General features: G+C 57.4%; 1 protein-coding gene. It reads left to right on the top strand.

Going from position 1 to position 25,582, the window contains the following annotated elements; translation table 11 throughout:
* Window positions 1-25,560 carry a M10 family metallopeptidase C-terminal domain-containing protein gene (locus tag CU041_RS21040; RefSeq protein ID WP_101245305.1) on the top strand — a complete coding sequence of 8,520 codons (25,560 nt, stop codon included), beginning with the start codon at window positions 1-3 and terminating at the stop codon, window positions 25,558-25,560.
* The last annotated feature ends 22 nt before the right edge of the window (window positions 25,561-25,582 follow it).

Raw genomic sequence — 25,582 nt, forward strand, 5'->3', positions numbered from 1 at the left:
GTGGCCTCGCCCGCCAATCAAGATGATGGTGTTGGTGTTACCGACACCGATATTGAACAGGTTCTTGATAACCGCGCAGAAGATGATTCTGCGGCGGCAAATTCCGATTCCGGAACCAGCGCGCAGGGCGGCGGCAATTCCCCGGCTTTGGCCAATCAGGTTTTCACCAATGTTCAGCACGTCATCGGCAGCGCCTATGACGATGTTCTGGTTGGGGATGGTGCAAACAACACGCTGATCGGCGGCGAAGGCGACGATATCCTCGAATCGGGCGAGGGTGAGGATGTCGTAACCGGTGGTGCCGGGCGTGATACCTTTGTGCTTGAAAGCGGGTTCGAGAAAACCACCATCACCGACTTCAATGTCGATGAAGACGAGCTGGCCTTTACCGATCTTGGCGTCGACAGTATCAACGACCTGATGTTGCTGGCGGCCGATGATGGTGCGGGCAATGTGGTTGTGACCTTTGCCACCGGCGATGTTCTGGTGCTGCAAGGGGTGAGCAAGGCGCAGCTTGCCAGTGCAACCATTGTCGAAGCACCGCAAATTTCCCCGGTAACCGTGGTTTCCGATGACAGTTCCGATGCCGGTGGCGATGCGGCATCCGACGAGACGGTCAATGTCATCGATGGTACTTCGGGCGATGACACCATTGCCGGGTCTGACGGCGATGACATGATTTCGTCGGGCGGTGGGGCGGATACTATCGACGGTGGCGCGGGTGAAGACACCCTGTCGCTTGACGGCGCTGCTGATGGCATGCGGGCCGATCTCGGCCAGGGGCTGGCGACCGATGATCTTGGTGCCAACCGTGTTTCGTTCAGCAATTTTGAAAATATTCGCGGTACGTCGGGCAATGATGTGCTTGCTGGTGATTCCGGTGACAACACGCTTGTCGGTGGTGCTGGCGATGACACGTTCAAGATCAGTGATGGCAGCGATGTCATCGACGGCGGTACGGGCGAGAATACCCTTGATTACAGCAGTTCCGAGCAGGGCGTTCGCGTTGACCTTGGTTCGGGTGCTGCGCAAGGCAATGACGTCGATGAGACGTCCGAAAATTCTGCTTCTGGCGATACCGGCGGTTCGACCAGCGGCGACAGCACGGCTGAGTCCGGTTCATCTGAAGCCGGTACGGGTGACTCCGCATCAGGCGATGCAGGTGCAACTGATCCGGATGCCGGTGATGCGGGCGCGTCCGGCGAGGGCAGCACGGATACGGGCAATTCATCTGAAACCGATACAAGCGGCGATACGACAGGTGGCGGTTCCGCAAGCGATGATGCCAGTGGATCGGACGGCGCGGACCCGGTGGAGTCCGGCGCTGGCAGCAGCGATGCCAGTTCCGATACGAGTTCCGATGCAGGTTCCGGTGGCGGTTCGGATGACACGACGTCTGATCCGACCGACGCAACGAATACCGGCGACAACACAGACAGCACTGGTGGCGACGGTACTTCCGCCGGGGCAGAGGGCAGCGGTGCGGATTCTGGTACAGATTCTGGCACGGAGTCCGACGCGGATACCGGGACGTCCGGCGGTTCTGACACGTCTGGTGAAACCGGTGGCGCAGAAACTGTTGAAACAGGCGGTTCAACAGGTTCCGGTGCAGATGACGGTACGAATGCAGCATCGGGCGGCGAGGGTGATACACCAACCGAAACCGGAACCGGTTCGAATGATGCGACCGGTGATGGCAGTTCTTCGGACGTTGGTTCATCGGATGGCGGATCTTCTGATTCCGGTGCATCGGCCGGTGGTGCTGACGAAACTGCGTCCAGTGGTTCTGATGGCGTAAATAGCGGTTCCGGTACGGATGAAACAGCCGGTTCCGACGGTGGTGACACAGCCGGTGGCGATGCCGTCAATGACGGCGCGGGTAACGATGCGGGTTCGGGCGAGGCTGCATCCGGTGACAGCGGATCAGATGCCGGCGACAGCACATCAGGCGATAGCGGTTCTGCTGACACCGGCAGTGATGCGGGTGCAGAAGCCGGTGCGGATGCGGGGGCAGATCAGTCTGCGGGTGATTCCGGGACCGAAAGCGGTTCGGAGCCACAAACCAGTGCCGGTGATGAAACATCGGGCGCGGAAGGCAGCGGCACGCAAGCTGAAACCGGTAGCGGTTCGGATGGATCCAATAGCACCGATGGTGCTGGCGGCTCTGATGGTGCTGATGGTGACGATGGTTCGGACACGCTCGGCGGTACTGACGACAATGCCGGCGACACTGTTGATGCCGGCCTCGAAGGTGGCGAAGGGTCTGACGGTGCGCTGCAAACCGGTGCGCAGGATGGAACAGATCCTGTTGCCGGTGGTGACGGTTCCGATCCTCTGGGGGATGCGGGTGCCGGTGATGGCACCACCACCCAGGAAGACAATACGACCCCGGGCGCGCAGGCCGGTGTAGGCGCTGGCGGTGATGCGGCCAGCGATGCCGAAGCAGGTGCACCAACTGATGGTGAAACCGAAGGTGCCGCCGAGGGCGAAGAAACAGCCGGATCGAACGAAGCCGATCCCAATACCGAAACCAACGAAGATACTGCGTCCTCTGGCGATGAAACCGAGCAGACCGGCGATACCGGTACCGGTGACGAAACCAGTGAAGAAACCACCGGTGGCGACGGGGATGCTCTGGCCTCTGGCGATGCTGGCGATGGCGACAGCACGGCAATTTCGTTTGATAACGTCCCGACCGCAGGTGATGACCTGGTGCAGGGCGGCGAAGATGCAGACGTGTTTGGCGGCGGTGCGGGCAATGACACCCTTCAGGGCAATGGCGGCGACGATACCCTTGTGGGCGGTACCGGCGATGACCTTTTGCAGGGGGCGGCCGGTGATGACGTTCTGAGCGGTGAAGCCGGGAACGACATTCTTCAGGGCGGCGAAGGCAATGACAGTCTTGATGGCGGCACGGGCGACGATGTCCTGCAAGGGGGCTCGGGCAACGATCAGCTGATCGGCGGGGCCGGTAATGATGTCATGGCCGGCGGATCGGGGGATGATACCCTTTCCGGTGGCGCCGGGGATGATCACATCCAGGGTGGCAGCGGCACCGATACCGTCGATTACAGCGATGCAACCGGCGCGGTGACGGTCGATCTTTCCAATGAAACGGCGACCGGTGCGGCGGGCAATGACGTTGTCCAGATGGTTGAAAATGTCGTAGGATCGGATTTCGACGACCACATCAAGGGTGACGACGGCAACAACGTTCTTGAAGGCGGTGCGGGCATCGATACCCTGACCGGCGGGGCAGGTGATGACACGCTAAGCGGTGGTGCGGGCAAGGATGACTTCGAACTGACCGAGAATTTCGGCAGTGACACCATCACCGATTTCAACGGTTCTGAAGATATCATCGATCTGTCGCGTCTGGGCATTCAGGATTTCGCGACCCTGCAAACCATGATGTCGGACGATGGCAACGGCAATACCGTCATCGATTTCGGTGAACAGGGCGTTCTTACCCTTGAAGGGGTAAGCAGCGACAGCCTTGTTGCCGATGATTTCCGCGGTTTCGGCCGTATCTTTGAAACCGAAGATGATGACATCGAATTCGGGACCGGCGGCAATGATGCCGTTTACGGTTACGGGGGCAATGACACGCTTGGCGGTGGTGACGGCGACGACGTCATTTCCGGCGGCTTTGGCAATGATACCGTTTCGGGTGGTGCGGGCAATGATACGCTGCGCGGGCAGGAAGGCATCGACACCGTCGATTATTCCGGTGCGAATGGCAGTGTTCGCGTCGATCTTGAAGCCGGTACCGCAAGCGGTGCGGACGGGGACGATCTTCTTGATCGTATCGAAAACGTCACCGGTTCAAACCATGATGACGAAATTTACGGCGATGGTGGCGTAAACGTTCTTGCCGGCGGAGCTGGCAATGACACGATTGTCGGCCGTGGCGGGAATGACACCCTTGATGGTGGCGCGGGTGATGATCTGTTTGTCGGTGAAGACGGCAATGACACCATCATCGGTGGTGACGGATCAGATACGCTTGATCTCAGTGCGCGTGACACCGCGCAAGATGTGCGTCTGAATACGGGTACCGCACGCGATTCCGAAACTGGCGAAAGCGACAGCATTTCGGGCATCGAAAACATCATCACAGGTGCGGGCAACGATACGGTCATTGGCAGCGGGGATGACAACTTCATTTCCACCGGCGCAGGTGACGATCTTGTCCGTGGTGTTGGTGGCAATGACACCCTTGATGGCGGCGAAGGAACCGACACCATTGGCTTTGGCAGCGAAAGCGGGCTGAATGTCAATCTTGAGACCGGTGTTGCGGTTACCAATTCCGGTACGTCTCAAATCTCGAATTTCGAGAACGTGGTCGGCACCGGCAATGATGACATTATTACCGGCGATGATGGTGACAACGTTCTTTCCGGTCTGGCTGGTGATGACACCCTTGCCGGTGGCGGTGGCAATGACACCCTGTTGGGTGGAGACGGAATTGACACCGTTGACTATTCAGATGTCGCAAGTGGTGTTCAGGTCGACCTTGTAAACGGCGTTGCCCAAGGGGATGGCACCGACAGTTTGTCCGACATCGAAAATGTTGTCACAGGTGCCGGTGATGACGTTGTTGTCGGGAACAGTCAGGGCAACATTATCGATACCGGTGCCGGTGATGATACCGTTTACGGAAGTGGTGGCATCGACACCCTGATCGGTGGCGACGGCACAGACACCCTGAGCTACAATTCTGGCGCGGACAGTACCCCTGCATCTGGTGTTTCAGTTGATCTTGAGGCTGGCACGGTTACCGGGCGCAACTTTGTCGACCAGATTTCCGGCTTTGAGGAAATAGAGGGCTCCGCTGGCGCTGACACCATGTTGGGTAGCAGCGGCAATGATGTTTTCATCGGCGGTGCAGGTAATGACACCATCGATGGGCGCGGTGGTGACGATACCCTGACAGGCGGTTCAGGTGCCGATACTTTTGTTGTGTCCCCTGAAAGCGGAAACGATGTCGTCACTGACTTCAATCCGGCGGTGGACGTCATCGATATTCAAGGCATTGATGGTCTTGAACTGTTCTCGGACATCACCGATTTCATCGGCCAGGATGCTGCTGGTAATGCGACGATCTCGGTTGGTGATGCGGTAATTACCCTTGAAGGTGTTGATCCCGATAGCCTGACATATGCAAACTTCCGGGGTATCCGGTCGCTGGAAGGCACGGATCAGAAAGACATTCTGGACGGTACAAGTCGCAGCGACGTCATTACGGCAAAGGCTGGTGACGATACTGTTACCGGTGGTGACGGTAATGACATCATTGACGGCGGATCGGGCAATGATCTGATATCTGGCGGCAAGGGTTCCGATACCATTACCGGCGGTCAGGGAAATGACACCATCAATGGTGGATCGGGCAGTGATGTTCTGGACGGTGGCGACGGCGTTGATACGCTTGTCTACCAAGGCCAGTCATCAGGGGTCAGTGTCGATCTTGAGACCAATCAGGCCGTGTCGGGCAGTGACAGCGATACGATATCGAATTTCGAAAATGTCACCGGGTCCTCATATAACGACAACATATCGGGCGATGACAATGCCAATATCCTGAAGGGTGGCCTTGGGAACGATGTGCTTGAGGGGCGCGGCGGTGACGATGAACTGATCGGTGGCGCCGGTGCGGATACGCTTGCCGGTGGTGCAGGCAATGATATCCTCAATGGTGAAGCTGGCTTCGATACCGTTACCTACGAGGATGCAACGGGTGGCGTAAACGTTAACCTTGCGTCTGGTACTGCAACCGGTGCAGATGGTGAAGACAAACTTGTCGAAATCGAGAACCTTATCGGATCCGATTATGACGATGTTTTAACCGGGTCGTCTGTTGATAACACGATTATCGGTGGTGCCGGTGATGACACCATCAATTCCGGTGCCGGGCAGGATGTGATATCGGGCGGCGACGGGGCAGATACTTTCGTCCTGAGCAATATCAGTGACGACGTGGTGGTGACCGATTTTGACCCCGCCGAAGATCAAATTGATCTAAGTGATTTCGGCATTCCGAATTTCGAAGCACTCAAGAAGCTGATCACCAGCAACGACAATGGTGACGCGGTCATTTCGATCAATGATCGAACAATGACACTGACCGGCGTTTCCCCGGACGAGCTGAGTGCGGATAATTTTGTCGATATCGACAGCCTGGGTGCCACCGACGGTGATGATGTCCTTGAGGGTACATCCGCCGAAGAAATCATTGACGGCCTTGATGGCAATGACACGATCAGTGGCGGCGCCGGAGACGACACAATATACGGAAACAGTGGTGATGACACGATTTCCGGCGGTCAGGGCAATGACATCATTGATGGTGGCGACGGCGAAGACACCGTCGATTACAAAGGTAGCGGTGCCATAACTGTCGATCTGGCTGCGGGCACCGGCGGTGTTAATGGTGAAGATACTCTTGTCAGCATTGAAAATGTCAGCGGTTCAAACCTGAAAGATGTGATTTCAGGGGATGACGGTGCCAACACCCTTTTCGGTGGGGCCGGTGATGATACGATCTCGGGCGGTGCCGGTGATGACGTCATTCTGGGCGGCACCGGAAATGACAAGCTGGTTGGCGGTGCGGGCGACGATGCACTGGTCGGTGGCGAGGGCGTTGACCTTGCCGACTACAGTTCCGCCGATGGTGGGGTTACTGTCGATCTGGCTGCGGGCACAGCCAGCGGTGCGTCCGGGAATGATACCCTTGCAACCATCGAAAATGTTACTGGTTCCGATCACGACGACACGCTTGTCGGCGATGATGGTGCCAACACACTTGCCGGTGGCCTTGGTGATGATGTGCTTGACGGCGGGGCTGGTGACGACCTTCTGATTGGTGGTGTCGGGAATGACACAATTGAAGGCGGTGAAGGCGTTGATACGGTCAGTTATGAAACCGGTGGCGCTGTTAATATTGACCTGTCAGAAGGTATCGCAACCGGTGCAGATGGAACAGATCGTCTTAGTGGCGTAGAAAATGTCATCGGTTCGAACCAGGCCGACACGATTACGGGTGATGATGGTGCCAACATTATCAAAGCCGGTGGCGGGGCAGATACCATCACCGGTGGGGCGGGCGATGATACCCTGACCGGTGGTGCTGGTGCTGATGTCTATGTTGTTGGTCCGAATGACGGAACCGATACAGTAACCGATTTCGCTGTTGGTGAAGATCAGATCGATATTACCGGCCTGGGTATAGATACCTATGGCCAGTTGTTCGAACTGATGTCGGAGAACGAAAACGGTGACCTTGTCATCGATTTCGGTGAAGGCACGTCGATGATCCTTGGAGGGGTCGGTCTGGATGACATTTCTGCCGACAACTTTATCGGGGTACGTGACATTGTCGGAAGTACCGGCGATGACACAATGTATGGTACCGACGGCCAGGATACGATGTCGGGGCTTGACGGTAATGACATCATCTATGGTCTTGAAGATGATGACAGCATCTATGGCGGCGACGGTGATGATACGCTGGTTGGCGGGGACGGAGATGACGTCCTTGATGGCGGCGATGGTGTCGACACTGCTGATTACAGCGACGAAACCGAACAGGTTACTGTCGACCTGAACGCCGGGACGGCCACGACAGATGGCGGGAATGATACGCTTCGCAACATCGAAAACATCGTTTCCGGTGCGGGCAATGACCACCTGACCGGTTCTGATGCGGACAATATTCTTGTCGGTGGCGAAGGCGACGACGTCCTTGAAGGACTGGATGGTAACGACACGCTGGTTGGCGGTGACGGGCGCGACACGGTCAGCTATGCCAATGCAGACGGCGGGGTGACGGTCAATCTTGAAGATCAGACCGCAAGTGGTGCCGCAGGCGAAGACACCCTTTCAGGGATCGAAAACATTGTCGGTTCCGGCCATGCCGACATGCTCGAAGGTGATAGCGGCGATAACAGCATCAATGCCGGGGCTGGCAACGACACCATTGTTGCAACGGGCGGCGATGACGTGCTGCGCGGTGGTGCGGGATCGGACACTGTCGATTATCGCAATGCAACCGGTGGTATCACGGCTGACCTTGAGGCCGGTCGGGTAACCGGTCTTGGCACCGATCAGCTTGAAAATATCGAGAACCTGACGGGATCGGATTACAACGATACGATCAGTGGTAACGAGCTCGACAATATTCTGTCCGGTGAAGGCGGCGACGACATTCTGTCGGGCGGCAATGGCGATGATACCCTGCTTGGCGGGGCTGGCAACGACACTCTTGTCGGTGGCAGGGGCAATGACCTGATTGATGGTGGCGATGGTATCGACACCGTTGATTATGCAGGTGAACAGCAAGGTATCGAGATCAATCTCGGGACCGGCGAAACCGACGAGAATACCGGTGACACCGTCCTGAATGTTGAAAATGTCGTCGGTAGCGGCTTTAACGATGTCATTACCGGATCTGATGCGGATAACACCCTGCTTGGTGGCGGTGGTCAGGATACCTTCAATGTCAGTGCCGGCGATGATGTGATTGACGGCGGTGCCGGTATCGACACCGTTGACTACAGTGACAGTCAGACCGGTGTGGATGTTGATCTTGGTGCGGGGACGGCTGACAAGGCTGAGGGCACCGACAGTCTGAGCAACATCGAGAATGTTATTGGTTCGGATGCCAATGACAGCATTACCGGATCAGCTGACACCAATACCCTGGTTGGCGGGGCTGGCGACGATACCATTGATGGCGGTGCCGGAGACGACCTGATCGCGGGCGGTGAAGGGAATGATACCCTTGCTGGTGGTCAGGGTACGGATACCCTCGATTATTCCGATGCAACGGGTGCACAGACCATTGACCTTGCGGTTGGCACGGCAAGCGGCGCGGATGGCGATGACACCATTTCCGGGTTCGAGAATGTCGTCGGGACCGAATACGGGGACACGATTACCGGGGACGATGCCGCCAACGTTATTGACGGCGGTGCAGGTAATGATCTTCTGACTGGTGGCGCTGGCAACGACACCCTGCGCGGTGGTGCAGGTGATGACAGCTTTGTCGGAGAACTTGGTGATGACACCTATTTCGGTGGCGAAGGTGCTGATACGCTTGATTATTCGGATGCCGGCTCGGGCCTGGATATCAATTTGCAGACAAATATCGCGACCGGTGCCGATACCGGGACGGATAGTTTTAGCGGCATTGAACAGGTTATCGCATCCGACCACGACGATGTGATTACCGGCGGTGCTGGCGACGATACAGTTCTGGCAGGCGACGGGAATGATACGATCACCGGCGGTGCTGGCAACGATGTGCTGTCTGGTGAAGATGGCGACGACACGATTTCGGGTGGATCCGGCCGTGACACGCTTGACGGTGGCGCGGGCGAGGATACCGTATCGTTTGCAGGTGAATCTGGCGTATCTGTTGACTTGCAAACCGGTGTGACAAGCACCGGCGACATTATCTCCAACTTCGAAAATATTACCGGTTCGCTTGGTGATGACACCCTTCGGGGCGATGCAGGTCGCAATACCCTGAAAGGTGGACAGGGCAACGACGTTCTTGATGGTCGTGGCGGTGATGATGTTCTGTTCGGCGGGGCGGGGAATGATACCCTGCGCGGTGGTGAAGGCAATGATACCCTTGATGGCGGTACCGGTATTGATACCCTGGATCTGTCGGATATTGATGGTGACCAGACCGTTGATTTCACCACTGGTACTGCGACGAATGGCACGGATACCGACAGCTTCAGAAATATTGAAAATGTCACGACCGGCGATGGCGATGACCTGATCACCGGCGATGGCAACGGCAACGTGATCGATGCCGGCAATGGCGACAATACCGTCAATGGCGGTGCGGGTGCCGATACCATCAGCACCGGTGACGGCGAAGACATTATTGATGGCGGCTCAGGTAATGACACCATCAATAGTGGTGCGGGTGCCGATACCGTTCTGGGCGGTGATGGCAATGATGTCATTTCGTCTGGCGCGGGGGATGACCTTGTTGAAGGCGGAGCCGGGAACGACACCATTTCGGCCGGAAGCGGAAATGACACCCTTGATGGTGGTGCAGGCAACGATACCCTGCGCGGCGGCGAAGGCGATGATGTCCTGATCGGTGGCGATGGCGTTGATACCGCAAGCTATATCGATTCAGAATCCGCCGTCACCGTTGACACCAGCAACAATACTGTCAGCGGCACATCAAGCGGTACTGATACCCTTGACGGGATCGAAGTGGTCCGCGGTTCGGAATTCAACGATACCTTTATCGGCGGCGGTCAAAGCGACACCTTTATCGGTGGTGCAGGCAATGACACCTTTGATGCCGGTGCCGGTAATGACACGCTGAGCCTTGGTGGCGGTGCCGATCAGGTCATCTTCAATCCGGGTGACGGCAATGACACCATCACGGACTTCAATGTCGGTGCCGACCAGATCGATCTGACCAGTTTCAACATTGCCGGTTATGACGCGCTTGAGGAAATGTTTGGCACCAATGCCAACGGCGATCTGACCATCAATCTTGAAAGCGGCGATACCATCACGCTTAAAGGCGTGTCGGCAGCCCAGCTTAGTGCAGACAACTTCATTGGTGTCGATGTCCGTTTGGGTACCGATGATGCTGATGAAATGATCGGCGGGGACGGCGATGACATTATCAATGCGCTGGGCGGCGATGACACCGTCGAAGGCGGCATTGGCAACGACCGCCTGATCGGTGGTTCCGGCAACGACACCCTTGATGGCGGGACCGGCAACGATACGCTGGTTGGCGGTTCGGGTTCGGACGTGCTGGTCGGTGGCGAAGGCAGTGATACGGTTGATTATTCGACCGAAGGTGCAGGCATTGTCGCCGATCTTGAAAACGGCACGGTTACCGGCGGTGACGGCGACGACGTTCTTGACGGGATCGAGAATGTTACCGGCACGCTGCATGATGATACCCTGATCGGGAATGATCAGAACAACACGCTGTCTGGTCTGGATGGGGATGATACCCTTGTCGGCGGGACCGGTGATGACGTCATTGATGGCGGCGAAGGGTCCGATACCGTTGATTACAGCACCGCAACCCAAAGCGTTAATGTCGATCTGGATGCAGGAACGGCAACCGGTCAGGGCACAGACCGCCTGAACGATGTCGAAAATGTTGTTGGTTCGGACTTCAATGATGAAATCCGTGGTGATGCCGCGAACAATACTATTTCGTCGGGCGCCGGTGCCGACGCGGTAGATGGTGGTGCCGGGGATGACGTGATCGATGCCGGTGACGGTGCCGATGAAATCAGCGGCGGTGACGGCAATGACACCATCGAAGGCGGTGCTGGTGGCGACATCCTTCTGGGTGAAGCAGGCGACGACACGCTGAGCGGCGGCGACGGCGATGACATTGTCGAAGGCGGCAGCGGTGACGACTGGGTCTATGGCGATGCCGGGGATGATATCCTGGATGGTGGCGATGGCGATCTTGATACGGTCGACTATTCCAATGTCGATGGCGGCGTCACGGTTGACCTGATCAAGGAATACGCGACCGGTGCGGGCGGTGATGACATCGTGCGCAACTTCGAACGCGTGATCGGTACCGATTATGCCGATACGCTGGTCGGTAGCGACGGCATCAATACCCTTGATGGCGGGTCGGGCAACGACACCCTGTTTGGTGGCGCGGGTGATGACGTCATCATCACCGGTGACGGCGAAGACATGATCGTTCTGAAGCCGGGTGGCGGCCATGACACCGCAACCGATTTCAATGTCGATGAAGACATGATCGATCTGTCGTCCTATGGCATCGAAGATTACGCGACCTTGCGTGACCAGATGGCCGATGACGAAAATGGCAATGCGGTCATCACACTTGATGATGGGGACAGCATCACGCTCGAAGGCGTGTCGGTTGATGACCTGTCGCCAAAGAACTTCTTTGGCTATGACGTCATTTATGGCACCGAATTCGAAGACAACATCATCGGCAGTCAGATCAGCGATGAAATCCACGCTCTTGAAAGCGACGATATCGTCGATGGCCAGGCCGGCAATGATGACATTTACGGCAATGAAGGCAATGACACGCTGATTGGTGGCGCGGGCAATGATACCCTGCGCGGCGGCGATGGCAGCGACACGGCCGATTATTCCGACACGACCGAAGGTGTGACTGTTGATCTGGGCGCGGGGACCGCGACCGGCGAAGCAGGCAACGACACCCTTGAAAGCATCGAAAACGTTACCGGTGGCGCCGGTGATGATGTTCTTGTTGGCGATGACAATGACAACATCCTTGACGGTGGCGCAGGCAATGACACCGTTTACGGCAATGGCGGTGATGATACCCTGATCGGTGGCGACGGCGACGATGTCCTGTCCTATGAAGATGCCCAAGGCGGTGTAAATGTCGATCTCGATGCCGGAACCGGAACCGGTGGCGCAGGTAATGACGTCATTGACGGTTTCGAAACCCTGATCGGGTCGGATCATGACGATACGCTTGCCGGCAATGATGCCGATAACGTCATTGATGGCGGTGCCGGTGACGACACGCTTTCGGGTGGTGCGGGCAATGACACGCTGATCGGTGGCGATGGTGCCGACATCGTTGATTATTCCAACGATACTGACGGTGTTGCGGTCGATCTTGAAACCGGTACCGGCATTGCGACCGATGGCACCGATACCCTTGACGGTATCGAAGGTGCGACTGGTGGTGCGGGCAATGACACCCTGACCGGGTCGAGCGGCGACAACATTCTGGCTGGCGGTGCCGGTGATGACACCCTGAGTGGCGGTGCCGGCAATGACACGCTTGCCGGTGGCGAGGGTGCGGACCTTGTCGATGGCGGCGCGGGTGATGACGTTCTGTCGTTCGAAGGTGATCGCATTGGTGCGGACGGTGAAACCACCGATCATGTCGGCAGCCCGACCACGGATGGCACCGGTGACGTTGCCGATATTTCCGGCAAGAACATTTCCGATGACAGCTTTGTCGGTGGGGCAGGCAATGACACCCTGGTTGCCGGTTCCGGCGACGATGCGATTATTCTCGACCGTGATCACGCCGGTGGTGGATCGGCCAACCCGGCAATTGTCGATATTGAAAACATCGATGCCGGTGATGGCAACGACGTTGTCGATCTGACCAGCGAAACCCATTCCTATGGCGACGTGACCATTGATGGTGGCGCAGGTGACGACACCATCTGGTCCAATGATGGCAATGACGTCATCGCCGGTGGCGAAGGTGCCGATAACATCCACGGTGGTGCGGGTAACGACGTTATCGATGGCGGTGCCGATGACGACATCATTGATGGCGGCGAAGGGACCGACACCATCGACGGTGGTGCCGGGAATGACACGATCGTGGCCGGTGCCGGGGACGATGTCCTGATCGGTGGCGACGGTTCTGACACCCTTGATATGTCCGGCGCAGATGGCGCGACCATTGACCTTGCTGCGGGTACGGCAAGCAGCGATGAAACCGGCAGCGACAGCATCGACGGATTTGAAAACGTCATTGCGACCGATGGTGATGACACCATTACCGGGTCGGACGGCGACAACACGATTGATGCGGGTGCAGGCAACGATAGTGTGACGCTGGATGCCGGGAATGATGATCTCGACGGTGGTGCGGGTATCGATACCCTTGAGCTGTCCGGAACGACCGGCGGGGTTACGGTTGACCTGGGTGCAGGTACGGCAAGTGGGGCCAATACCGGTTCGGACACGATTGCCAACTTTGAAAATGTTACGGGATCGGATGATGCCGATACCATTACCGGTTCGGATGATGCCAACGTCATTGATGGTGGTGCTGGCGACGATGTGATCGACGGCGGTGCTGGCGACGACATCCTGTCGGGTGGTGCTGGCAATGACACGCTTGTTGCGGGCGACGGCAACGATACGCTGTCGGGCGGTGACGGGGCGGATACCTTTGTCTTCGAAGATGGCAGTGATGCCGATCTTGTCAGTGATTTTGATCTGAATGGCGATGTGATTTCGCTGCCGGATGCCGGTGTTTCGACCTGGACCGACTTGCAGCCGCTTCTGTCAGACGGACCGGATGGTGCGGTGATCACGCTTCCGTCCGGTGGCACGGTTACCCTGTCGGGCATTTCGGTTGCCGATCTGACACCGAACCACTTTGACGGCATCGAAAATGTCGGCACGCCGGGTGAAGATACACTTGGTGGCGGCGAAGGTGATGACACGGTCGATGCCGGTGACGGTGATGATACCGTTGATGGTGGCGGCGGTGATGACACCCTTCAGGGCGGCGGCGGCAGTGATACGGTCGATGGCGGTGATGGCAACGATTCCGTTGATGGCGGCGATGGGGATGATTCCGTCGGCGGTGGCGCGGGCGATGACACGGTTGCAGGCGGTGGCGGCAACGACACCCTGAGCGGTGGCAGCGGAACCGACACCCTTGATGGTGGCGACGGTGACGATGTTCTTCAGTTCGAAGCCGATCGTACCGGCCAGGCTGGCGACAGCACGGACCACGCCGGCAGCCCGGGTGTTGATGGCACCGGGGATGTTGCCGACCTCGAAGGTCTTGGTCTGAGCGACGATCAGTTCGAAGGTGGTTCTGGTACCGATACCCTGTTGGGGACGTCTGGTGCGGATGCCATCATTCTTGATAACGATCACGTCGATGGTTCGAATACCCCGTCAATCAGCGGCATCGAAGTGATTGATACGGGCGCGGGCGACGATGTCGTCGATCTGACCAGCCAGACCGATGGATATGGTGATGTGACCGTCAATGCCGGGACTGGCAATGACACGGTCTGGACCAGTGCGGGCAATGATGAAATCAATGCCGGTGATGGTGATGACGTCATTCATGACGGTGCGGGCAACGATATCGTCAATGCCGGTGCGGGCAATGACACCATCGAAGGCAGCCAAGGCAACGACACCATTGACGGTGGCGAGGGCATTGATCTTCTGGATCTGTCGGATGCGGATGGCGTGAATGTTGATCTGGATGCCGGGACGGCACAGTCCGGTGCATTTGGATCAGACATCGTTTCGAACATCGAAAATGTGACCGGTTCGGCTGGTGATGACATCATCACCGGTTCGGATGCGGCCAACGAAATTGATGGGGGTGCAGGCAATGACACCCTTGATGGTGGTGCAGGTAACGACACCGTCATCGCCGGTGCAGGTGACGATACGGTTCTGGCCGGTGCAGGCGATGATACGCTTGCCGGTGGTGAGGGTATTGACACCCTGGATATGACCGGCGCCGATGGTGCGGTGGTTGATCTGGATGCGGGCAGTGCATCTTCGAGCGCGACCGGTAATGACGCAATTTCCGGCTTTGAAAATGTAACTGGCAGTGACGGTGCGGACACCATCACAGGCAGCGACGGCGCAAACACCATTGCAACGGGTGCCGGCGACGATATCGTCGATGGCGGTGCTGGTGACGACGTGATCGACGGCGGTGCCGGGAATGACAGCCTGCTGGGTGGTGCCGGAAACGACATTCTGGACGGTGGTGCTGGCGATGACCGGATGGATGCAGGTGTTGGTGATGACACCCTGACCGGTAGTGCGGGTGCCGATACCTTTGTCTTTGCCGATGGTACGGATGATGATCTGGTCACCGACTTTACCGTTGGAACCGATCAGATCGCCCTGCCAGATAGCGGTGTGACCAGCTGGACCCAGTTGCGTGACATGCTGTCCAATGGTCCCGACGGTGCAGTGATTACATTGCCGTCCGGTGGCACGGTCACCCTTTCGGGTGTCGCGGTCGAGGATCTTGGTCCGGGCGACTTCGAAGGCATCGATAACGTTCCGACCGAAGGCAATGACAGTCTTGGTGGCACCGATGGTGATGACACCATCAATGGCGGCGGCGGCGATGACACGATTTCCGGCGGCGGCGGTGATGACACGCTCGGTGGTGGCGAAGGTGACGACACGCTTGAAGGCGGATCGGGCAATGACACCCTGACAGGTGGCAGCGGCACCGACACCCTTGACGGTGGCGATGGCGATGACGTGCTTGAATTCGGCGCGGATGGCACGGCACAGGCTGGTGACAGCACCGACCATGCCGGAAGCCCGGGTGTCGACGGTACCGGCGATGTCGCCGATCTCGAAGGTCTTGGTGTCAGCAATGATGTCTATGACGGTGGTGCGGGCACCGATACGCTGGTTGGGACCAGCGGCGGGGACGCGATCATTCTTGATGGCGATCATGAAAATGGTGCAGCAAATCCGTCCATCGTTGATGTCGAAGTTATCAATACCGGTGACGGTGACGATGTCGTCGATCTGACCAGCCAGGTTCATTCCTATGGTGATGTGACGGTTGATGCCGGTGCGGGCAATGACACTGTCTGGACCAACAAAGGCAATGACAGCATCAGTGGCGGTGACGGCAATGACCACATCAATGCCGGTGCAGGCAATGACATCGTTGATGCCGGTGCGGGGGATGACACGGTTGTCGGTGATGCCGGTAATGATACCCTGATCGGTGGTGATGGTGCCGATACCCTTGATATGTCCGGTGTCGATGCGGATATCGCGGTCAATCTTGATGATGGCACCGCCAATAGCAGCGAAACCGGATCGGACGTTGTTTCGGGCTTTGAAAACCTGATCACCGGTTCGGGCGACGATACGGTAACCGGCAGCGCATCCGATGACACGATTGCGACCGGCGACGGTGCCGACACCATTGATGGTGGCGATGGTATTGACCTGATTGATGCGGGTGCCGGAAATGACGTGATTTCCGACGGTGCCGGCAGTGATCTTGTCATGGCGGGTGCGGGCGACGATACGGTTGTTGCCGGTTCCGGCAATGACAGCCTTGATGGTGGCGACGGTGTTGACACCCTTGATATGTCGAACGCGTCCGGTGATGCGGTTGTCGATCTGGGTGCCGGAACGGCAAGCTCGTCGGAAACCGGCAATGACCAGATTTCGAACTTCGAAAATGTAACCACCGGTGCCGGTGATGATCAGATCACCGGGTCGAACGGTGATAACGTCATCCATGCCGGTGCAGGTAATGACACCATTGATGGCGGTGCCGGTGACGACACCGTTTCGGGTGGTGCGGGTGCCGATACATTTGTCTTTGCCGATGGCACGGATGACGATGTCGTCAGCGATTTCACCCGCGGCGAAGACAAGCTTTCGATTGATGATCTTGGCATCGAACGCTGGGCCGACCTTGTGCCGATGCTAAGTGAAAATGGCAATGGCGACGCGGTGCTGAACCTGCCGTCTGGCGGGACAGTGACCCTTGTCGGTGTTGGTCTGAGCGAACTGAGCGCAGATGACTTCACCAACATCACCGATGGCGCGACACCATATGATGACGTTCTTGAAGGCACCGATGGTGACGACACCATCGATGCGCTGGCCGGTGATGACACCGTAACCGGTGGTGCAGGTGACGATACCCTTCTTGGCAATGACGGTTCGGACACCATTGATGGTGGAACCGGAAACGATGACATTGACGGCGGTTCGGGCAATGACACGCTGGCTGGTGGTGCCGGGAATGACGACATTGCCGGTGGCGATGGCAACGACACCCTGACCGGTGGTGCGGGCGACGATACCCTTGATGGCGGTGCTGGTGACGATGTTCTGAACTTCGAAGCCGATGGCACCGCGGACACCGGTGAAACGACCGAACATACCGGAAGCCCGGGTGTTGACGGGACCGGCGATCTGGCCGGCATCAGTGGCAAGAACATTTCCGATGATACGTTCATTGGCGGTGACGGCAACGACACCCTGAACATGACCGGTGGCAGTGATGCACTGGTTCTGGACGGTTCGAAACTGGGCGATGGTCAAACCACCACGCCAACCGTTGAAACCCGCACTCTGGGTCTGACGAATTCGGCAAGTGCGGCGGATGTTCAGGCCGCCTGGTCGGATGCCAACCTGTACGCCTATGATTTCGGGACATCTTTTGTCGACGAGAACGGCAAGCTGAACCTTGGTGCTGCGGATGATACCGTGACCTTTGATGGTAACGGTATCGGCAATAATGGTGGCAGCCCGGCAGGCAGCCAGATCAACCACGATGCGGCAACCGGCGAAAGCGAAGCAATCGTTGTCGATCTTGGTGCCGATGCAACCACCGCAACGGTTCAGGTTTCCAACCTGATGGCTGGTGAAGGTGGCGGCGAAGTCGGTTCCTGGCAGGCCTTTGATGCCGATGGCAACCTTGTTGCGTCGGGTACGCTTGATGACAGCACGATCGACTACACCAGTAACGGTGTTGGCACGGCGACCATCAGTGTGACCGACGGTGCTGGCAACCCGATCGAATTCCGTTATCTGGCATTTGAAAGCGAACCATATGCCAACGGTTCAAGCGGTTCTGACAGCAGTGACTTCTTTGTCCGGTCGATCAGCTATGACACGGTTGTTGATGAAACAACCGCTGACGGGGCGCGTCTTGACGGGGTTGAAGTCATCAATGCCGGTGACGGCAACGATGTTGTCGATCTGACAAGCGATACGATTTCCTATGGCGATGTGACCATCAATGGTGGTTCGGGTGCCGATACCCTTTGGGGTAACGCCGGCGACGATACCATTCGCGGCGAACTGGGTGATGACAACATCCATGGCGGTGCCGGTGACGATTACCTTGATGGTGGTTACGGCGATGATGTGATCGATGGCGGCGCTGGCAATGACACCCTGCTTGGCGGCACTGGCGAAGATGAACTTCGTGGTGGTGCAGGCGATGACACCATCGTTGGCGGGGCCGATGTCGATACCGTCATTTATGACGATGCAACATCCGGTGTTGATGTCGATCTGGCCAATTACACGGCCACCGGCGGTGCCGGTAATGATGCGATCTATCAGGTCGAAAACGTTACCGGTTCGGACCATGACGACACCATCAAGGGCGATCACAAAGCCAACATCCTTGACGGTGGTGCGGGCAACGACACGCTGGTCGGTGGTGCGGGCAACGATACCCTGCGCGGTGGCGAAGGTTCGGATACCGTTGATTACAGCAACGCATCCGGTGCGGTGAATGCCGACCTGTCGACGGGAACCGCCCAGATCGGCAATACCGAAACCGACAAGCTTTCAAGCATCGAAAACCTGATCGGATCAAGCGGCAATGACACACTGACCGGATCGGACGGGGATAACACCCTGGTCGGTGGCCTTGGCAATGACACGCTTGTTGGCAATGATGGCAATGACGTTCTTGAAGGCGGTGCCGGAAACGACACCCTTGACGGTGGCGCGGGCGAAGACACCCTGTCGGGCGGCGACGGCAATGATGTGATCAATGCCGGTGCGGGCAATGACATTGTCGATGGTGGTGCGGGTGACGATACCGTACTTGCAGGGGCAGGCGACGATACCCTTGCCGGTGGCGACGGAACCGATACCCTTGATATGTCTGAAGCCACCAGTGGTGCGACGGTCGATCTTTCGGCTGGTACGGCAAGCGCGAGCGAAACCGGCAATGACAGCATTTCCGGATTTGAAAATGTAGTTGGCGGTGCCGGTGCGGATACCATTACCGGTTCTGACGGCGACAACGTGATTTCCGGCAATGGCGGGGACGATGTCCTTGACGGTGGTGCTGGCAATGACACGATTTCGGGTGGTGCTGGCAACGATACGGTAATGGCCGGTGCTGGTGATGACACCCTGTCGGGTGGTGCAGGCACCGACATGCTTGATCTGTCTGAAGCCACCAGCGGTGCAACAGTTGATCTGTCGGCGGGCACGGCAAGCTCGACCGAGACCGGCAATGACAGTATTTCCGGCTTTGAAAATCTGACGACTGGCGACGGTGATGACACGATCACCGGATCGTCGGGCGATAACGTGATTGATGCCGGTGCGGGCAACGACACGATCGCCGCAGGCGATGGCAATGACACCATCACCGGCGGTGCTGGTGCCGATACGCTGATCTTTGAAAATGGCACCGATGACGACGTCGTCAGTGACTTCAATATCGGCGAAGACGTCATTTCATTGCCTGATCTTGGCATCGATGCCTGGACTGACCTTAAGGCGCTTCTGGCCGATGATGGCAATGGCAACACGGTAATCAATCTGCCGGCGGGCGGTACCGTGACGCTGGTGGGTGTGGCGCTTGATCAGCTTGGCCCGGATCAGTTTGAAGGTGTGTCCAACATCGGCACGCCGGAAGACGACAATCTGAGCGGCACGGGCGGCGATGACAGCATTGACGGTCTTGCTGGCGATGACACGATTGCAGGCGACGGTGGCAATGACACCCTGATCGGTGGCGCGGGCGACGATACCGTTTCCGGTGGCGACGGCAATGACACGCTTTCGGGTGGCGAAGGTGACGATACGCTTGATGGCGGATCGGGTGATGACACCTTTGAATTCGATGCCGACGATGTTGCCGCGACCAATTCGGAAACCACCCATGACGGCAGCCCGGGCGTTGCAGGGACCGGTGATGTTGCCGACATCAGTGGCAAGAATATCAGTGACGACACCTTTGTCGGCGGGGATGGCAATGACACGCTGAACCTGACCGGTGGTGATGATGCGCTGGTTCTTGATGGCGCCAAACTGGGCGAAACAGACACAACGCTTGAAACCAGAACACTTGGCCTGTCGGGCAGCGGTTCGGCATCGGCTGTCGAAGCGGCCTGGTCGGATGCCAACCTGTATGCCTTTGATTTCGGAACGTCGCTTGTTGATGAAAATGGCAAGCTTGATCTGTCGGCTGCGGATGACACCGTCGGGTTCTTTGGTGCGGGTCTTGGCAATAGCGGTGGTCAGGTTGCCGGTAGCGAGATCAATCATGATGCGCCATCAGGCAACAGCGAGGCGATTGTTGTTGATCTTGGCAATGATGCCCGCAGCGCGAATGTTCAACTTTCTGCCTTCTATGGCAACGAACATGGCGGCGAGACAGCGTCCTGGCAGGCCTTTGATGCCGACGGAAACCTTGTTGGTTCGGGCGTTCTTGATGACAGCACGGTAACCTATGGCACCAACGGTGTCGGAAGCGCGACCATTTCGATCACCGACGCATCGGGTGCACCGGTTGATTTCCGCTATATTGCGTTCCAGGCCGAACCGTATGCCGATGGCACGGTTGGCAGTGACAGCAGCGACTTCTATGTCCAGTCGATTTCCTATGAAGCGGTCATTGAAACGCCGGTTACCGATGACGTGCGCCTTGAAGATGTCGAAGTCATCAATGCCGGTGATGGCAATGACGTTGTCGATCTGACCAGCCAGACCCACGCATATGGTGATGTCACCGTTGATGGTGGTGACGGCGACGATACCCTGTGGACCAGTTCGGGCAACGATACGGTGCTTGGCGGTGCCGGCAATGACGTGATCAATGACGGTGCGGGCAATGATGTTGTCGATGCCGGTGCAGGGGACGACACGGTAACGGGCAGTGCCGGTGATGACACGATCGACGGTGGCGACGGGTCCGATACATTCGATGCATCGACCAGCAACGGCGCGACGATTGATCTGGCAGCGGGTACGGCATCCTCGGCCGAAACCGGGAATGATAGCCTTGCCAATATCGAAAACGTCATCGGGTCGTCCGGTGGTGACACCATCACGGGCAATGACGCGGCGAATACGATCGCGGCAGGCGACGGTGCCGATACCATCAATGATGGTGCGGGCAACGACGTTGTCGATGCCGGTGCAGGCAATGACAGCCTGATCGCAGCAGCCGGTGATGACAGCATCGATGGTGGCGAGGGTGAAGATACCCTTGATATGGGTGCGGCCAATGGCGCAACGGTTGATCTTGATGCCGGCACGGCAAGCTCGGATGCGACCGGTTCGGATGCAATCAGCAGCATTGAAAATGTCATCGGTTCGGACGGCAATGATGTTCTGAGCGGATCGGATGGCGCGAACACCCTTCTGGGTGGGGCCGGTGATGACACCATCGAAGGCGGTGCCGGTGGCGACTACCTTGATGGTGGCGAAGGCCGCGATACGATCAGCTATGAAGGATCGGATGCGGGCGTCGAGGTTTATCTTGGCGAAACCGATGCCAATGCCCGTAACCCGGGTGATGGCGGCCGTGCCTTTGGCGGTGATGCCGCCGGTGACATTCTTGCCAACTTTGAAAAAGTCATCGCGTCGGCCCATGACGACTACATTTATGGTAACAGCCAGAACAACGAAGTTGATCTGGGCGACGGCAATGACACGTTTGACAATGTCGAAGCCGATGTCAGCGAAGACACCATCGATGGCGGTCTTGGCAATGACACCATCTGGACCGGTGACGGTTCGGACACCCTGTCGGGTGGCGAGGGCAATGACTATCTGAATGGTGAAAAAGGCGACGACTATCTCGATGGTGGTGCCGGTACGGACCGTCTGATTGGCGGCGAAGGCAACGATACCCTCGATGGTGGTGAAGGCAATGACACCCTGACCGGTGGTTCGGGTGCGGACCTTATTCAGGTCAGCAGCCTGATTGGTGACAAGGTGGTCACCGATTTCAACACCAGCGTTGACCAGATTTCGCTCGATGCCCTTGATATCAGCACCTGGTCGGAACTGGCGCCGCTTCTGTCGGAAGTCAATGGCAACACGGTTATCGATCTGGGTGATCAGGGATCGGTCACGCTGCTTGGTGTGCGTCTGAACGATGTTTCTTCCGACATGTTTGTCGGTATTGAAAATGATGGTGGTGCAACGCCGTTTGACGATGTTCTGATCGGTACCAGCGAAGATGATTATATCGACGCACTGGCCGGGAATGATGTTGTCGATGGCGGTGCCGGTGATGACACGATCAACGGCATGGAAGGTGATGACAACCTCTCGGGCGGTACCGGCGATGACACCATCACCGGCGGCAGTGGTAATGACGTTGTTTCGGGCGGTGACGGTGACGACACGCTTGATGGCAACGAAGGCCATGACGTGATTTCGGGTGGTGCGGGCAACGATACCCTTATCGGTGGCAGCGGCAACGACGTCATGGATGGCGGCGGCGGCGATGACCATATCGATGGCATGGATGGCGACGATACCATCACCGGCGGCGACGAAACCGACACCATTTACGGATCGGCCGGCAATGACAGCCTTGATGGCGAAGGTGGCGACGACGTCATTTCCGGTGGCGACGACAATGACAGCATTGCCGGTGGTGCGGGCAATGACCTTCTGTCCGGGGATGCCGGCGACGACACGATTGATGGCGGTACCGGGAACGACACGCTTCTGGGCGGTGACGGCAATGACACCCTGCGCGGCGGGGATGGCGATGACGTTCTGTCTGGCGGTGCTGGCAATGACCTGCTTGACGGTGGTGCCGGTAATGACACCCTGACCGGAACCGACGGGACAGATACCCTGATTGGTGGTTCGGGCAACGATACGCTTGATGGCGGTGCCGGTGATGACACCTATACCGGCGGTACCGGTGCTGATCAGATTCTTGTTTCCAACAATTCCGGCAACAAGGTTGTTACCGACTTCAACCCGCAGGAAGACCAGATCAACCTGGCATCGCTTGATGTTGATGACTGGACGGAACTGCGCGGCCTGATGAGCGAAGTTAACGGCAACACGGTCATTGATCTGAACGGTCAGGGATCGTTGACGCTGGTCGGTGTTTCGATGGGTGCACTTACCGCTGACATGTTTGTCGGTGTTGAAGCATCAAGCGGCCCGACCCCGTATGATGATGTGCTTTATGGCACCAGCAACAATGACACGATTGCGGCCCTTGCCGGTGACGATACGGTTTATGGCCTGAACGGGCAGGACACCCTGTCTGGCATGGAAGGCAATGACAGCCTGTATGGCGGTGACGGCGACGATACCCTGTCGGGTGATGCCGGAAATGACCTTGTCGAAGGTGGCAGCGGTCAGGACAAGATCACCGGTGGTATAGGCGACGATACGCTGGATGGCGGTTCAGGCGATGACAGCATTTCGGCCGGGGATGGCAATGACACGCTTGAAGGCGGCGCTGGCAATGACACACTCAATGGCGGGTCGGGTCGTGACGCGGCAAGCTATGCCAATGCATCCTCAGCCGTTGCTGTAAGTCTTGAAAGTGGCACGGCCGTTGGCGGTGCCGGCAATGATATTCTGTCTTCGATCGAAGATCTGATCGGGTCGAACTTCAACGACTATCTGTTCGGGGATGATGGATCGAACCTGCTTTCGGGTCTGGACGGAAATGATGTTCTTGGTGGCGATGATGGTGATGACACCATCTGGGGCGGTGCCGGCAACGATACGATCAATGGCGGGTCGGGTTCGGATCTGATTGATGCGGGTGCGGGCAATGACACCATCGAATATCAGAAAGACGCGACCTGGAGCGGCAGCTATGCTGCGAAAAACGTTGGCGATCCGGGTATGGATGGCACCAACGAACAGATCAATCTTTCGGGTTACAACCGTTCGGAAGATATCTTTGACGGTGGTGACGGAACCGATACCCTGTCGATGACCAGCGGCAATGATGCGCTGTTCCTTGATGATACCTTTACCGATCCGGGCACCAGCCCGCGGATATCGAATGTCGAAGTCATTGATGCCGGTAACGGCGATGACATTATCGATCTGACCAGCGATACGCTGTCTTATGGCGATGTCACCATTCTGGGCGGCACAGGCGATGATATCGTCTGGAGCAACGCCGGTGATGACGTTATAAATGGTGGCGAAGGCAATGACACCCTTTGGGGTGGTTCGGGTGCCGATACCATCAGTGGCGGCAACGGTGTTGATATCCTCAATGGCGGCGCGGGTGATGATGTCCTGCAATATAATGCAGACGATACCTGGGGTAACAGCTGGTACGCGCTGAATGACGGCTCGCCAAGCGAGGATGGTCATAACCACGACAATGGCTGGGGCCACAACAACCATAATGGCAATGGTTGGGGACATCATGACGGTGGCGACGAAGGCACTGGCGAATATGTCAATCTGGGTGGTTACAACCAGTCCAACGACGTCTTCATCGGTGGCGAGGGTGTCGACACCCTTCAGATGACCAGTGGCGATGATGCCCTGTTCCTGCGTGATTCGGTCAGCGAAGGCAGCGCCAATGTCCGTATCAGCGGTATCGAGGTGATCGAAGCCGGTGATGGCAACGATATTGTCGATCTGACCAGCGATATTGAAAGCTATGGCAATGTCACGATTGATGGTGGCGCGGGCAACGATACCCTGTGGTCCAATGCCGGGGATGACCTGTTGCTTGGCGGGGCGGGCAATGACCATCTGTATGGCAGTGCCGGGGATGACACCCTGACCGGTGGGACCGGTTGGGATACGTTCGAAATCGGCAAGACCGATGGTCATGACATCATCACCGACTTTACGCCGGGCGAAGACATCATTGATCTGTCGGAATGGAACTACAACAACTTCAACCAGATCCAGAACGACATGCATGTCGATGTTGACGGCAATGTCGTGATCGAACTTGGCAATGATGCATCCGTGACCCTGATGGGGGTTCATGATCCGGATGACCTTGATGCCGATGATTTTGGATTTGGCAGTTAAGTGACGGCTGATCACGGAACGC

The organism is Thalassospira povalilytica (genome assembly GCF_002844235.1).
In the GTDB taxonomy this organism is placed as follows: Bacteria; Pseudomonadota; Alphaproteobacteria; order Rhodospirillales; family Thalassospiraceae; genus Thalassospira; species Thalassospira povalilytica.